Below are 13,276 nucleotides of genomic sequence, written 5' to 3' on the forward strand. Positions count from 1 at the left end.
CAGGGGGGACGACATGACCGACGTGTTCGACGAGCGCAAAACACGCGCCTCGCATTGGTTCCGCACGCTGCGCGACGAGATCGTGGACGCTTTCGAGGGGCTGGAGGACAGCCATGCCTCGGGGCCGCTTTCGGATCACACGGCGGGCCGCTTCACCGTGACGCCGACCACCCGCACCGCCGATGATGGCAGCGACGCGGGCGGCGGGCTGATGAGCGTGATGCGCGGGGGCCGGGTGTTCGAGAAGGTCGGGGTCAACGTCTCGACGGTCTACGGCACGCTGGGCGAGGCGGCGCAGAAATCCATGGCGGCGCGCGGCGTGCCCGGCATCGAGGCCGACCCGCGCTTCTGGGCCTCGGGGATCAGCCTTGTCGCGCATATGCAGAACCCGCATGCGCCCGCGGTGCATATGAACACCCGCATGTTCTGGACCCCCGGCGCGTGGTGGTTCGGCGGCGGCTCGGATCTCAACCCCTGCCTCGAGTATGGCGAGGACACGGCACATTTCCACGCCACCCAGAAAGAGCACCTCGCTCCGCATGGCGAGACGCTTTACCCCGAGCTGAAGGCCTGGGCGGACGAGTATTTCTACATCCCGCACCGCAAGCGCGCGCGGGGCGTCGGCGGCATCTTCATGGACGACCGCAACACTGGCGACTGGGAGGCGGATTTCGCCCTCACACAAGACATTGGCCGGGCGTTCCTGCCCGCCTATCTGCCGCTGGTGGAGAAGCGCCGGGGGATGGATTTCGGCGAGGCGGAAAAAGACGCGCAGCTTGTGCATCGCGGGCTCTATGCCGAATACAACCTCGTTTACGACCGGGGCACCAAGTTCGGCCTCGCCACCGGCCATGATCCCGACGCGGTGCTGATGAGCCTGCCGCCGCTGGCGAAATGGGTCTGAGCTGAGCCTCAGGCGGGCGCGCTGGCGCGCCGCCCGCCCATCAGCATCTCGGTGGTCATGCCGCCGATCCACATGCAAAACAGCGCAAGCCACGCGGTCCCGGCGAAGATCGAGCCGCCGGTGACCCCCGCGCCGATGGCGCAGCCGCCCGCCAGCATCCCGCCAAAGCCCATCAGCGCGGCGCCGATCATCGCGTTGCGCAGCGGGGTGGGGCCTTCGAAGCCCTGAAGCTTCAACTCCCGCCCCCAAGCGGCGGCGATCAAGGCGCCCGCAAAGACCCCGGCGATCAGCCCGACGTCGAAATCCACCACTGCCGGACGCTCGAGAAAGACCATCAGCGTATGCGCCGAGGGGCCGGTGAAAGTGGCGCTTTCCACCTGCACGGGCTCGAAGGCGACATTCGACAGCGCGAAGGTCAGCACCCACCCCAGCGCCACGGCAAAGCCGACGCCGGAGGCAAAGACCAGACGCGGCAGGCCGATGCGGTTGCGCCGCGCCAGTTCCAGCGCCAGAAGCGCGATGGCGAGGCCGAGGATCAGCCCAGAGGCGCGCGGCAGATGCAGCGCCAAGAGCAGATCCATATTGCGCCCGCCCTCGGTAATCCAGAGCGCGGCGAGCCGGTCGCGCCACGGCGACAGGATCCCCGAGAGCGACATCTGCGCCACCACCGCGAAGATCAGCCCCGAGATCACCGAACGCAGGTTGCCGGTCGCGGCGAGCACCAAGAGCCGCCCCGAGCAGCCATTGGCCAGCACCATGCCCGCGCCGAACATCAGCCCGCCGATGATCGCGCCCGACCAGCTTCCGGGCACCGCCATCATGCGGGCATTGGCGGCGTCGAACAGGCCCACAAGCTGCGCGCCCTGCACCCAGACCAGCGCGGTCGAGAAGGTCAGCAGCCAGACGCTCAGCTTGTCGCCCATGCTGCCGCGGGCAAATTCGACCACCGCCGCGCGCAGGCAGAAGCGCGAGCGCTGCGCGGCGATGCCAAAGACCGTGCCGGTGATCAGGCCGAAGAACGCGGCGGTCGGGCCTTCGCCGATAGCATCGACAAGTGCGACGAGTTCCATGGCTGTCCTCCTCTTCGGGGTGCCATCAAATCGCATGCGTGGAATGTGATTGCCTTGATCCAGATCACCGCGCGCCGCCTGATCACCGCGCTGTCTGACTGCGACATCACGGTCGCTTTCTGGCGCGACGCCCGCGCGCGCTTGGCGGAGGGTCGCGCATGTGCCCCTTTGCGGAGTGTCCGACATGACCACCGTTCTGCAAGATATGCTCGTCACCGCGGCCCTCTCGGGCATTCCGGTTGTCGCCAACGCCGACCACGCGCCGCTTGAGGGTGGCGAGGATCCCGCCTTCGGGACGGTCCGCTGGCGCACGCTCTTCTGCGCGGATCGCACCGCCACCGCGGGGATGGTCATGGGCATCGCCGAGTTCGGCGCGCTTGGCACGCTGAAGCCCCATCGTCATGGACCGGCCGAGATGTATTTCGGCCTTGGCGGCTCGGGCATCGTCACCATCGACGGCACCGCCCATGAGATCGGCCCGAACGTGGCGCTTTTCATCCCGGCGGATGCCGAGCACGGCATCGTGGCGGGGACCGAGGGGCTGCGCTTTCTCTATGTGTTCCCGCGCGATCGCTTCTCGGAGGTCGAGTACCGCTTCTCGGAAAGCTGACGGGCGGGCCGGTTGCCTCTCGCCAAGCTGCGGGAAAGTGCTTATCGCAGGGTTATGACCCGTATCGTGCCCTTGGGGCAGGCCCGGGAGTTGCCGCTCTGGCGGCGCCCGGTGACGCTGCTTTTCCTCATGGCGATTGCCATGCCGCTCAGCTTTGCCACTTGGTCGGCGCTGCTGAACAATTTCGTCATCGAGGCGGCGCAGTTCGATGGCTCCGACATCGGCTGGCTGCACACGGTGCGCGAAATTCCGGGGTTCCTCGCCATTGGGGTGATCCTCGTGCTGATGCTGATGCGCGAGCAGGTTCTGGCGCTGCTGGCCCTGACGCTGCTGGGCGTGGCGACGGCGGTGACGGCGTGGTTTCCCAGCATGGGCGGCCTGCTGATCGTCACGCTGCTGAGTTCCATCGGCTTTCACTACTATGAGACGGTCAACCAGTCGCTGCAGCTGCAATGGCTGCCGAAGGACCGCGCGCCGCAGATGCTGGGCTGGCTGCTGGCCGCGGCCTCGGGGGCGACGCTGATCGCCTATGTGGCCATCGTCATGACGTGGGAAGCCTTCGATCTTTCGTACAACTTCGTCTACATGGTCTCGGGCGGGCTGACGCTGGTGATCACCCTTTACTGCGCGCTGGCCTTTCCGCAGTTCGAAAGCCCGAACCCGCAGCGCAAATCCTTCGTCCTGCGCCGCCGCTACTGGCTTTATTACGCGCTGCAGTTCATGTCGGGCGCGCGGCGGCAGATCTTCGTGGTCTTCGCGGGGTTCATGATGGTCGAGCGCTTTGGCTTTGCCGTGCATGAGGTGACGGCGCTTTACCTGATCAACCTTTGCGCCAATATGGCGCTCGCCCCGATGCTGGGCAAAGCGGTGCACCGCTTTGGCGAGCGGCGGGTGCTGCTGTTTGAATACGCCGGGCTGGTGCTGGTGTTTCTGGCCTATGGCGGGCTCTACTGGTTTCACTGGGGCGTGGTGCTGGCCTCGGTCCTTTATGTGATCGACCATATCTTCTTTGCTCTCGCGCTGGCGCTGAAGACCTATTTCCAGAAGATCGCCGATCCCGGCGACATCGCGCCCACCGCCGCCGTGGCCTTCACCATCAACCACATCGCGGCGGTCTTCCTGCCGTTCGCGCTGGGATATCTTTGGATGATCTCGCCCGGCGCGGTGTTCGGGCTGGCGGCGGGGATGGCGCTTGTGTCGCTGTCGCTGGCGCTGATGATCCCGCGCCACCCCAGCCCGGGCTATGAGACCATCTTTGCCCCGCGCCTGCCGCCGCAGCCCGCCGAGTGAGCTGCCAAAGCGCCCGCCAACCCTGCACGGCAAGGCTGGCGCTGCAGCGGCAAACGCGCTATCGGGCAGGCCAACCCTGAACGGAGAGCATCACATGGCCAAGACCTGGACCGCCTTCACCAAGCTGAGCGACAAGACCGCTGCCGAGGCCCTGGGCGAGGCCATCGAAGATCTTGAACCCGAACCCACGGGTGTTGGCGTTTTCGAGATCGAAGACGGCAGTGGTACATGGGAAGTGGGCGGCTATTTCCTCGAACCGCCGAGCGATGTCGAACTGGCGCTGCTGTCGGCGGCCTATGGCGCCGCGCCCTTCGTGGTGTCGGAAGTGCCGGATCAGGATTGGGTCGACAAGGTGCGCCGCGAGCTGACCCCGGTCGAGGCCGGGCGCTTCTTCGTCTACGGCTCGCATGACGCGGACAAAATCCCCGAAGGCGCCGAGCCGCTGCTGATCGAGGCTGCGATGGCCTTTGGCACCGGCCACCACGGCACCACGCTGGGCTGCCTGCGCGCGCTCGACCGGCTGTCGAACGAGGGTATGGTTGGCCAAAATGTGGCCGATATCGGCTGCGGCACCGCCGTTCTGGGCATGGCCGCCGCGCGGATTTGGCCCAATCCGGTGATCGTGTCGGACATCGACGAGGTCGCGGTGGAAGTGGCCGAGGCCAACGTGCGCGCCAACCACCTGACCGGCAAGGTGATCTGCGTCGAAGCCGCCGGTTTCGGCCACCCCGAGCTTGCCGCGCGCGCGCCCTATGATCTGGTGTTCGCCAATATCCTCAAGCAGCCGCTGATTGATCTGGCGCCCGATATGTCGGCGCATCTGGCACCGGGCGGGCGTGCGATCCTCTCGGGCATCCTGATCCGTCAGGCCGATGAAGTGATTGCAGCCTATGCCGCTGCAGGCGTCGATCTGGTGTGCCGTGACGAGATCGGCGAATGGGTGACCCTGACCCTGCGCAAGCCTTCGTGAACGAAAAGCGGCGTAATCGCCGCTTTTTAGCCTAAATTTTGCCTCGCTTTGAGAGCAAATACGCCACGTATTTGTTTGTTTAGAGGGGTTCCGCGGTATGGAAAGCGCTCTCAAGAGTTTCGAGCGTCGTCAGCGTGCGGTTGCGCAAAAGCACCGGAAGCTGGCACAGGGCTATGTCACCAAGATCAATCGCAACGGGGTGTTCGAGCACCGGCCGATCCGGCGCATTTCGCCGGTGCGTCTGCGCGGGCTGCTGCTGACGATCCTTGGGTTTCTGGTTTTCAAAGGCGTGATGCTCGCCAATCTCGGCTCGGAGAATTACGCCGAGCATCTGGCGCATCTGTCCGACGGCAGCTTTGCCGACAAGCTGGGAGCATGGGTGCTGGGGGTTGATCCGATCACGCTGTGGATCGGCATCGGGCTGCAGGCTCTGCTGGGCTAAAACGCCGACAAGAGGTGGCGGTCCTTGGGGCCGCTTGCGCATATCCTGCACATAGGAAAGGCCGCCGTCCCGTTCAGGACCGCGGCCTTTGCGCTTGATAAATCATGTTATCAGCGGCGACGTGCGATGGCAGCGATGTCGCCACGGGTCAGGCCGATATCGTCAAGCTCACGGTCGGTCAGAGCTTCGAGGCTCTTGCGGGTCAGACGTGCGTCGTTCCACTCGGCGACGATGCCGAAGAGGGTTGCGAAGAGGCCAGCCGAACGCGGGGTTTCGTCGGCGACGGGAGCGAAGCCGGAAACGAAGACGTTGCCGATACGGCCTGCGAGGCCAGCGGCGCCGGATGCGTCGCGCGAGTAGTCATAGACAGCCATAGGTCAGTGTCCTTGTCATGAAGTTTTTAAAGTGCCTGAAATCTAATCGCCAGATAGATCCGGTAAGCAGCTGCCACAAGCAGTGAAAAACGCATGGGTGGGCTGCAGTTTTCACATAGCAAGCAAATTGAGCGAAAGACCTGAAAATTAGCCTATTTTCTGGGCTGATTGCGGCGTGTTCCGACGCCAAACTGTCGTCTTTTGACCTCTGCCGTGGCGCGGCGGACGCAACTGCTCTGCGCGCGGGCAAATGCACAGGGGCGAGGGCTTGGCGGATGTTCGCGTTTCGTGCTAACTGCGTGGTAGAAAAACAACAACGGGCAGTGATGGAATGCGGGTCATCGGAATCGATCCGGGCCTTCGGCACCTCGGCTGGGGGGTGATCGAGGCCGACGGGAGCCGTTTGCGGCATGTCGCTAACGGCACATGCGATTCGGGGCCGGGCACATTGGCGGCGCGTCTGCTCACCCTGCACGAGCAATTGACCGATGTTCTGCATCGCTGGCAGCCAGAGATCGCGGCGGTGGAACAGACCTTCGTGAACCGCGACGGCGCTGGCACGCTCAAGCTCGGTCAGGCGCGCGGCATCGCCATGCTGGTGCCCGCGCAATTCGGGCTGGAGATCGGCGAATACGCCCCCAACACGGTAAAGAAAACGGTGGTCGGCGTCGGCCATGCGGATAAGACACAGGTCGATCACATGGTGAAGATGCAGCTGCCGGGCGTGGTCATCCACGGTCCCGACGCGGCGGACGCGCTGGCCATCGCGATCTGCCACGCGCATCATCAGGGCGCGCAGAGAATGAAGGTGAAAGCATGATCGGACGGATCGCCGGACGGGTGGACTACAAGGGCGATGATCACGCGCTGATCGACGTGCGCGGCGTGGGCTATGTGGTCTATTGCTCGGATAGGGTGCTGGCGACGCTGGCGCCGGGCGAGGCGGCGGCGCTCTATACCGACCTTTTGGTGCGCGAAGATCTGCTGCAGCTCTATGGCTTTCCCACGCTGGTGGAAAAGGAATGGTTCCGCCTGCTGATGTCGGTGCAGGGCGTGGGGGCGAAGGCCTCGCTGGCGATCCTCGGCGCGCTGGGGCCGGACGGCGTGAGCCGCGCCATCGCGCTTGGCGACTGGACGGCGATCAAGGCGGCCAAGGGCATTGGCCCCAAAACCGCGCAACGGGTGATCAACGAACTCAAGGACAAGGCGCCGATGGTCATGGCCATGGGCGCGGGGCAGGTGGCCTCTGCCGATGACGTGGTGATCGAGGATGATCCCGCGTCGTCCCCCGCCGCCGCCGCGCCGCGCAAGGCGCCTGCCGCACGGCCCAATGCCTCGGCGCAATCCGAGGCGCTCTCTGCGCTGAGCAACCTTGGCTATGGCCCGAGCGAGGCCGCCTCGGCGGTGGCGCAGGCGGCGGGCGAGGACCCGGAGGCGGAGACCTCCGCGCTCATCCGCGCCGCGCTGCGGCTGCTGGCGCCGAAAGGGTAAGCGATGGTCGACAGCGATCCCACCCTGCGCCCCGAGCCGCTGCCCGAGGACGAGGGCCGTGCGCTGCGCCCGCAAATGCTGGGCGATTTCATCGGTCAGGCCGAGGCGCGCGCCAACCTGCGGGTGTTCATCCAGTCGGCGCGGGCACGCGGCGAGTCGATGGACCACACGCTGTTTCACGGGCCACCGGGCCTTGGCAAGACGACGCTGGCGCAGATCATGGCGCGCGAGCTTGGGGTGGGCTTTCGCATGACCTCCGGCCCGGTCCTGGCCAAGGCCGGTGATCTGGCGGCGATCCTCACCAATCTCGAGGCCCGGGACGTGCTGTTCATCGACGAAATTCACCGCCTCAACCCGGCGGTGGAAGAGGTGCTCTACCCGGCGATGGAGGATTATGAGCTTGACCTGGTGATCGGCGAGGGGCCTGCGGCGCGCACGGTGCGGATCGAGTTGCAGCCCTTCACGCTGGTTGGGGCGACCACGCGGCTTGGTCTGCTGACCACGCCGCTGCGCGACCGTTTCGGCATCCCGACCCGGCTGCAGTTCTATACCGAGGACGAGCTGAACGAGATCGTCAGCCGCAACGCGGTCAAGCTGGGTGTGCGGGCCGAGCCCGAAGGCGCGCGCGAGATCGCCCGCCGCGCCCGCGGCACGCCGCGGATCGCCGGGCGGCTGCTGCGCCGGGTGGTGGATTTCGCCGTGGTCGAGGGCAATGGCATCGTGACCCGCGAACTGGCGGATGGGGCGTTGACGCGGCTTGGGGTGGATCAGCTGGGCCTTGATGGCGCCGACCGGCGGTATCTGACGCTGATGGCTGAGAATTATTCCGGCGGGCCGGTGGGGATCGAGACGCTCTCGGCGGCGCTTTCGGAAAGCCGCGACGCGCTGGAAGAGGTGATCGAGCCCTATCTGCTGCAGCAGGGTCTGATCCAGCGCACGCCGCGCGGGCGGATGCTGGCGCAGCGGGCGTGGGATCACCTCGGGCTGCCGGTGCCGCGGCCACAGGTTCCGGGGCAGGGCACGCTCTTCGACGGCTGATCCCGGGCCTGACTTAAGCGAGTGTCTTGCGCGGGCGCGCCCGGCGTGGCAGGTGGAGCGCCGCGTGGCGGGCGCCGCGCTATGCGTATTTGCCAAAGAGAAGAAGGGGCGAGCCATGGACGCGGCGGAGGTCGAAGCGCTGTTTACCCGCGAAGACGGGAGCTATCTTTGCGCGCGCTGGGGGCGGCCGCTGGTGCCGATCGTGTTCGGCGTCGAGGATGCGACGCTGTCGGTGGTGAAGGGCGCCTTCGAGGCGGTCTGCGCCATGTCGGGCCATAAGATGGCCGAGCATGATCCCGAGCTTGGGGCCAACGTCATGGTGTTTTTCTTCCGCGACTGGGCCGAGCTGCTGGAGTTGCCGGACCTTGGGCGGATGATCGACGGGCTGCCCGAGATGGTCGAACGCTTGCAGCAGAGCGGGGCCAACCAGTACCGGGTGTTTCGCTTTGACGAGAGCGGCGCGATCAAGGCGGCCTTTGTGTTCCTGTGCATGGACGGCGCGCTGGCGGCGCAGCCGGCCGAGGATCTGGCGCTGGCGCAGGTGGCGCAGGTGATGCTGACATGGGGCAATGGCGCCTTTGCCGCGCGCTCGCCGCTGGGGCGGCTCGAGGATGGGCGCGTGGTGCTGCGCCCGGAGATCGGCGCGCTGATCCGCGCCGCCTATGATCCGGTGATGCCGGTGGCGGCGCAGGACAGCAGCCACGCGCTGCGACTGGCGGCGCGGATCGCCCTAGGCTGAGACGCCCGAGACCTGCCGCGCGATCTCGCGCAGGTGGCGCAGGTCGGTGCCGCAGCAGCCGCCCAGAACGCGCAGCCCGGGATGGCTGCGCTGCAACTCGGCCAGCTGCGCGCCAAGCTCTTCGGGATCGCCGTCGTCGAGCGTGTCGCAGGCGTCCAGTTCCGCGTGGCTCTGGCGCGAGGCATTGGCGACGATGCCCGCCAGATGCGCCTCCCATTCGCCGCCGTCAAACGCATTGGCGATATGGCCGGGGTGGGCGCAATTCACCATGATCGCCTCTGGGTCTGTCGCGCCGGCGAGGCGCTGCACGGCCTCTGACAGCAAAGTGCCATCGGCGAGGCGTCCGTCGGTTTCCACGGTGAAGGCGATGAGCGCGGAGATGCCTGCCTCGGCGGCGGCTTTGGCGATGCCGATCGCCTCTCCGGCGGCACCCAGCGTGTAGGCGCTGATCATGTCGGCACCGGCCTCGGCGGCGGCACGGATTTGCGGCCCGTGATAGCTGGCGGAGGCATCTGCTGCAGCCATGCCCGGTTGATAACCGTCGCCCTGCGGGCCGATCTGCACGCTGATGCGCGTCGCCACATCGAGATGACGCGCGGCCATCTCGCGCAGGAGTGCCACCGCCTCTTGGGTGACACGTGTGAGGTCTTCGGGGGCATAGCCCAGCGGTGCGGCGCGGTCGGGGTTGGCCATCCAAGTGGGCGTGTCGAGGATCATCCCGGCGCCGGTCTCACGCCCGATGGCGATCAGCGCCTCGGCATAGCCGCGCAGTCGGGCGCGGCCCTCGGTCTCGTCGATCATCGGAAAGGCGGCGAAATGCGGCAGCTCGACGCCGTGGTTGAAGATCAGGTCGGTCTCCATCCCGGTCCAGGCGATCCATGTGCGGTCGGGGGTGAGTGTCATCGCGCTGGTCCTCCCTAAAGCCCGGGGCGATGACCGCAGTGTAGCATGGAGGTGGATGGGTTGTCGCAGCGAGCGTTCCAGGGGAGGCGGCAAAGGCAAAAGGCCGCCCTGCGGGGGGCGGCCTTTGATTGTCGGGATGGGCGATGGATCAGGCCCTGGCGCCGACCATGCCGACGATCTCATAGGTCTGCTGCAGGATCGGATCGGCGATCTTGCGGGCGCGTTCGGCACCGCCTGCGAGGATCGCGTCGATCTGCGCCGGATCCTGCATCAGCCGGGCCATCTCGGTGGAGATCGGCGCCAGCTTGTCGACCGCCAGATCCACCAGCATCGGCTTGAACTCCGAGAACTGCTTGCCACCGGCCATGGTCAGCACCTCTTCGACGCTTTGCCCGGCGAGGGCGGCGTAGATGTTGACGAGGTTGCGCGCCTCGGGGCGGCCGTCGAGGCCCTTCACCTCCGACGGAAGCCCGTCGGGATCAGTCTTGGCCTTGCGGATTTTCTTGGCGATGGCGTCGGCGTCATCGGTCATATTGATGCGCGAGGCGTCCGAGGGATCGGATTTCGACATCTTCTTGGACCCGTCGCGCAGGCTCATGACGCGGGTGGCCGCGCCTTCGATCACCGGCTCGGTCATCGGGAAGAACTCGGTGCCGTAGTCGTGGTTGAACTTCGCCGCGATGTCACGGGTCAGCTCGACGTGCTGTTTCTGGTCCTCGCCCACGGGCACATGCGTGGCGTGGTAGAGCAGGATGTCGGCGGCCATCAGCGCGGGATAGGCGTAAAGCCCCAGCGAGGCCTTCTCGGCGTTCTTGCCAGCCTTGTCCTTGAACTGGGTCATCCGGTTCATCCAGCCAAGCCGCGCGACGCAGTTGAAGATCCAGCCCAGCTGGGCGTGGCCGGGAACCTGGCTTTGGTTGAAGAGGATGGATTTGTCGGGATCGAGCCCGGCGGCAAGATAGCCCGCGGTCAGCTCGCGGGTCTGCTTGCGCAGCGCCTCGGGATCCTGCCAGACGGTGATCGCATGCATGTCGACAACGCAGTAGATCGTCTCGATCCCGCTGTCCTGCATGTCGACGAAACGCTTGATTGCACCAAGGTAATTGCCCAGCGTCAGCCCACCCGAGGGCTGAATGCCGGAAAACACACGCGGCGTGAAAGCGGAATTGATGTCGCCCGCGTCGGACATGGGCTTCCTCCGTCTGGAAATTCGGTCTGGGCTGGCTTACCCATGGCCCGACATGCCGTCAAGAAAGAGGCCACCATGGCGCACCAGCATAATGTCTCGCCGTTCAATTCGCTGCCGCCCGTGATCGTCGGGCTGGCCGTGGTCATCGTGGGGGTCGAGGCGGCCTTCTCGCTCGGCGCGCGCGGTCTCGTCGGCGGGCCCGGCGCCGTGGGCTGGCGGCTTGATGCGCTGCAACGCTTCGCCTTCTCGGGCGAGATCTGGCACTGGATGCTGTCGACCGGGCAGTTTCCGGCGCAGCATGTGATCCGCTTCTTCAGCTATCCCTTCGTGCATGCGAGCTTTAGCCATGCCCTGTTTGCCGCTGTCATGCTGCTGGCGCTTGGCAAGATGGTCGGCGAGGCGCTGGGAAGCTGGCGCACGCTGGCGATCCTTGCGGCGTCGAGCCTTGGCGGCGCGTTGGCCTATGGTTTCGTCAGCACGCCGGTGCCGCTGATCGGGGCGTTCCCGCCGGTCTACGGGTTGATTGGCGGCTTCACCTACCTGCTGTGGCTGCGGCTTGGCCAACTGGGCGCGCAGCAGGCGCGGGCCTTTTCGCTGATCGGCATCCTGCTGGGAATTCAGTTGCTGTTCGGCCTTCTGTTCGGCGGCAGCCTTGATTGGGTGGCCGACCTTGGCGGCTTTGCCTCGGGCTTTCTGCTGACCGTGGTTCTGGTGCCCGGTGGCTGGGCGCGGCTGCGCCAGCGCCTGCGGCAGCGCCGCTGATCAGAACATATCGGCGGGCAGCACCGGCAGGGATTTGGCGAACTTGCGCCCCTCCGCCTGAGGGTAGGGCAGCACAAATCCCTCGCGGTCCTGCGGCGGATGCGCGGCATTGGCGAGCGCCGCCTGCCGCCACGTGCGGGCGCTCACCCGGTCATGGCCGTTGAGGTGGTCGCCCAGCCACGTCGAGGCCAGACGCCTTTGGAGGTCTTCCACCGCGTCCGAGCGGCGGAACATCACCGAGGCCTCGGTGTCCCAGCGCAGCGACCGGCCATTGAGATTGGCCGAGCCCACGAGGCCGACGCGGTCATCCACCAGCGTGACCTTGGAGTGTACGTAGATCGGGCCGGATCCCAGCAGATCGGGAATATCCTCAGGCGACTCGCTGTGCTGCCCCGGCGAGACAAAGGCGGCACGGTCTCCGAAGGCTTTCGACACGCGGTCCACCGCCTCGGTCTGCAGGGCGTGGCCGTGGCGCGTGTCCCAGCCGTCGTTGCCCTCATAGAGCACCCGGTCGGGGAAGGAGGGCATCAGCACCACCAGTTGCAGCTCACCGCTGCGCTCACCGGCTTTGGCCAGCGCTTCGGCCACGGGGCGATGGCGCAGGAACTGCGTCTCGATGTAGATATAGCGCTGCGCCTCTCCGATCATGCCGATCACGGCCTTTTCGTGCTCGATGATCGAGGCGCGGGGCGAGAGCCGGGCAGGCCCGCTGCAGGGCGCCGAGAATGTGCGCACCACCCGCAGATCGGCGGGCGCTTGCGGTTTCTTGGCGGTGTCGAACCGCTCGGTGCGTCCGGTCAGGCAGGGCGTGTCGCAATCCAGCGCGGCGTTCCAGCATTCGCCGAAATGATGGCGCAGCGCGGCGGCGAAATCGGCATCATCCACCCGCATCGACACGTCGTGCCACGTCTCGTCGGCGGGGCGGTCATGCTCGGGGGTGTCGAAACGGCGCTCGTTGATGTCGAGCCCGCCGATCACCGCGGCCTTGCCGTCAGCCACCGCGAATTTCTGGTGGATGGTCACCGGACGCAAGGCGACCGCGCCCTTCAGCACGGTGCGCTGCACGGGGGTGAGGGTGGCCTCCTCTTCCTGCCGCAGCTTCTCCATGTGCCGCGCGATGGGGCCGCGCATGGCCATGCGCCACAGCCAGCCGGCGTTCTGCCCGTGCGGCGCGCAGAGGATCTGCGCGTCCTCGCCCTGCAGCCGCTCGGCAAAGGCGCTGGCGGAGCGCCATGCGTTGCGGTGCAGCGTGGAGGTGAAGACCGGGTCGAAATCGGAGATGATCATCCGCAGTTTCACGCCGCGCCGCGCCACATCCGCCAGCAGATCGGCCCAGTTTTCCAGACCCTTGGCGCGGAGTTCGGGGGTGCGTAACTTGGTGCGGGGATCGAGGATGCGAAAGCTCATCACGAGCTCTTCTTGCGCGTCATTGCACAGCTGCTCGAGGGCGGGGAAACCCTCGGCGGCGGTGATCAGCGGTGTCAGCGTCATGTA

At 66.4% G+C, this 13,276-nt stretch carries 15 protein-coding genes; 10 read left to right on the forward strand and 5 right to left on the reverse strand.

Going from position 1 to position 13,276, the window contains the following annotated elements; translation table 11 throughout:
• The first annotated feature begins 13 nt into the window (after nt 1–13).
• Nucleotides 14–904 carry an oxygen-dependent coproporphyrinogen oxidase gene (gene hemF / locus ACXAD2_RS13275; protein ID WP_475170786.1) on the forward strand — a complete coding sequence of 297 codons (891 nt, stop codon included), beginning with the start codon at nt 14–16 and terminating at the stop codon, nt 902–904.
• Between the two features lie 8 nt (nt 905–912).
• Here the strand turns inward: hemF and ACXAD2_RS13280 are convergent, their stop codons facing one another.
• The gene (locus ACXAD2_RS13280) at nt 913–1,974 is read right to left on the reverse strand and encodes a YeeE/YedE family protein (protein WP_475170788.1); all 1,062 of its coding nucleotides are present in this window, start codon (nt 1,972–1,974) and stop codon (nt 913–915) included.
• Between the two features lie 184 nt (nt 1,975–2,158).
• Between ACXAD2_RS13280 and ACXAD2_RS13285 the strand changes: the two genes are divergently transcribed.
• The 4 genes from ACXAD2_RS13285 (at nt 2,159) to ACXAD2_RS13300 (ending at nt 5,286) form a co-directional block, all read left to right on the forward strand.
• A complete protein-coding gene (locus ACXAD2_RS13285; protein WP_475170792.1) occupies nt 2,159–2,584 on the forward strand; it encodes a cupin domain-containing protein in 426 nt (141 codons plus the stop codon).
• Between the two features lie 54 nt (nt 2,585–2,638).
• Entirely contained in the window at nt 2,639–3,874 is a 1,236-nt protein-coding gene (locus ACXAD2_RS13290; RefSeq protein ID WP_224906390.1) for an MFS transporter, read from the forward strand.
• Nucleotides 3,875–3,968: 94 nt separating this feature from the next.
• A complete protein-coding gene (locus ACXAD2_RS13295) occupies nt 3,969–4,844 on the forward strand; it encodes a 50S ribosomal protein L11 methyltransferase (RefSeq protein WP_475170797.1) in 876 nt (291 codons plus the stop codon).
• Nucleotides 4,845–4,941: 97 nt separating this feature from the next.
• The gene (locus ACXAD2_RS13300; RefSeq protein ID WP_475170799.1) at nt 4,942–5,286 is read left to right on the forward strand and encodes a hypothetical protein; all 345 of its coding nucleotides are present in this window, start codon (nt 4,942–4,944) and stop codon (nt 5,284–5,286) included.
• A 110-nt stretch (nt 5,287–5,396) separates the two neighbouring features.
• Here the strand turns inward: ACXAD2_RS13300 and ACXAD2_RS13305 are convergent, their stop codons facing one another.
• Nucleotides 5,397–5,660 (reverse strand): DUF1127 domain-containing protein, encoded by a 264-nt coding sequence (locus ACXAD2_RS13305; RefSeq protein WP_066102528.1) that lies wholly within the window; start codon nt 5,658–5,660, stop codon nt 5,397–5,399.
• 331 nt (nt 5,661–5,991) lie between these two features.
• On the opposite strand from ACXAD2_RS13305, the gene ruvC reads away from it, so the two are divergent.
• The 4 genes from ruvC to ACXAD2_RS13325 all read left to right on the forward strand — a co-directional run bounded on the left by ruvC (nt 5,992) and on the right by ACXAD2_RS13325 (nt 8,928).
• Entirely contained in the window at nt 5,992–6,480 is a 489-nt protein-coding gene (gene ruvC / locus ACXAD2_RS13310) for a crossover junction endodeoxyribonuclease RuvC (RefSeq protein ID WP_066102525.1), read from the forward strand.
• Complete coding sequence (gene ruvA, locus ACXAD2_RS13315; RefSeq protein ID WP_475170803.1) at nt 6,477–7,151, forward strand: Holliday junction branch migration protein RuvA; 675 nt, start codon at nt 6,477–6,479, stop codon at nt 7,149–7,151. The genes ruvC and ruvA overlap by 4 nt, the downstream gene beginning before the upstream one ends.
• 3 nt (nt 7,152–7,154) lie before the next feature.
• Nucleotides 7,155–8,189: a Holliday junction branch migration DNA helicase RuvB gene (ruvB, locus tag ACXAD2_RS13320; protein ID WP_164183459.1), complete on the forward strand. Its 1,035-nt coding sequence runs from the start codon at nt 7,155–7,157 to the stop codon at nt 8,187–8,189.
• A gap of 115 nt (nt 8,190–8,304) precedes the next feature.
• Nucleotides 8,305–8,928, forward strand: coding sequence for a hypothetical protein (locus tag ACXAD2_RS13325; RefSeq protein WP_475170807.1), 624 nt, complete (start codon nt 8,305–8,307; stop codon nt 8,926–8,928).
• On the opposite strand, the gene ACXAD2_RS13330 is transcribed toward ACXAD2_RS13325, so the two are convergent.
• Nucleotides 8,920–9,831, reverse strand: a complete 912-nt coding sequence (locus tag ACXAD2_RS13330; protein ID WP_475170809.1) for a homocysteine S-methyltransferase family protein — start codon at nt 9,829–9,831, stop codon at nt 8,920–8,922. The genes ACXAD2_RS13325 and ACXAD2_RS13330 overlap by 9 nt on opposite strands.
• A 148-nt stretch (nt 9,832–9,979) precedes the next feature.
• Nucleotides 9,980–11,020, reverse strand: coding sequence for a tryptophan--tRNA ligase (gene trpS / locus ACXAD2_RS13335; protein WP_475170811.1), 1,041 nt, complete (start codon nt 11,018–11,020; stop codon nt 9,980–9,982).
• A 75-nt stretch (nt 11,021–11,095) separates the two neighbouring features.
• On the opposite strand from trpS, the gene ACXAD2_RS13340 reads away from it, so the two are divergent.
• Nucleotides 11,096–11,782: a rhomboid family intramembrane serine protease gene (locus ACXAD2_RS13340; protein ID WP_066102505.1), complete on the forward strand. Its 687-nt coding sequence runs from the start codon at nt 11,096–11,098 to the stop codon at nt 11,780–11,782.
• On the opposite strand, the gene ACXAD2_RS13345 is transcribed toward ACXAD2_RS13340, so the two are convergent.
• Nucleotides 11,783–13,273, reverse strand: a complete 1,491-nt coding sequence (locus tag ACXAD2_RS13345; protein ID WP_475170816.1) for a phospholipase D family protein — start codon at nt 13,271–13,273, stop codon at nt 11,783–11,785.
• Nucleotides 13,274–13,276: the final 3 nt, after the last annotated feature.

Source organism: Salipiger sp. ABN3_019 (assembly GCF_056158605.1).

Coding starts and splice junctions, on each gene's coding strand:
- hemF (WP_475170786.1), top strand. CDS start 14: ATGACCGACGTGTTCGACGAGCGCAAAACACGCGCCTCGCATTGGTTC.
- ACXAD2_RS13280 (WP_475170788.1), bottom strand. CDS start 1,974: ATGGAACTCGTCGCACTTGTCGATGCTATCGGCGAAGGCCCGACCGCC.
- ACXAD2_RS13285 (WP_475170792.1), top strand. CDS start 2,159: ATGACCACCGTTCTGCAAGATATGCTCGTCACCGCGGCCCTCTCGGGC.
- ACXAD2_RS13290 (WP_224906390.1), top strand. CDS start 2,639: ATGACCCGTATCGTGCCCTTGGGGCAGGCCCGGGAGTTGCCGCTCTGG.
- ACXAD2_RS13295 (WP_475170797.1), top strand. CDS start 3,969: ATGGCCAAGACCTGGACCGCCTTCACCAAGCTGAGCGACAAGACCGCT.
- ACXAD2_RS13300 (WP_475170799.1), top strand. CDS start 4,942: ATGGAAAGCGCTCTCAAGAGTTTCGAGCGTCGTCAGCGTGCGGTTGCG.
- ACXAD2_RS13305 (WP_066102528.1), bottom strand. CDS start 5,660: ATGGCTGTCTATGACTACTCGCGCGACGCATCCGGCGCCGCTGGCCTC.
- ruvC (WP_066102525.1), top strand. CDS start 5,992: ATGCGGGTCATCGGAATCGATCCGGGCCTTCGGCACCTCGGCTGGGGG.
- ruvA (WP_475170803.1), top strand. CDS start 6,477: ATGATCGGACGGATCGCCGGACGGGTGGACTACAAGGGCGATGATCAC.
- ruvB (WP_164183459.1), top strand. CDS start 7,155: ATGGTCGACAGCGATCCCACCCTGCGCCCCGAGCCGCTGCCCGAGGAC.
- ACXAD2_RS13325 (WP_475170807.1), top strand. CDS start 8,305: ATGGACGCGGCGGAGGTCGAAGCGCTGTTTACCCGCGAAGACGGGAGC.
- ACXAD2_RS13330 (WP_475170809.1), bottom strand. CDS start 9,831: ATGACACTCACCCCCGACCGCACATGGATCGCCTGGACCGGGATGGAG.
- trpS (WP_475170811.1), bottom strand. CDS start 11,020: ATGTCCGACGCGGGCGACATCAATTCCGCTTTCACGCCGCGTGTGTTT.
- ACXAD2_RS13340 (WP_066102505.1), top strand. CDS start 11,096: ATGGCGCACCAGCATAATGTCTCGCCGTTCAATTCGCTGCCGCCCGTG.
- ACXAD2_RS13345 (WP_475170816.1), bottom strand. CDS start 13,273: ATGACGCTGACACCGCTGATCACCGCCGCCGAGGGTTTCCCCGCCCTC.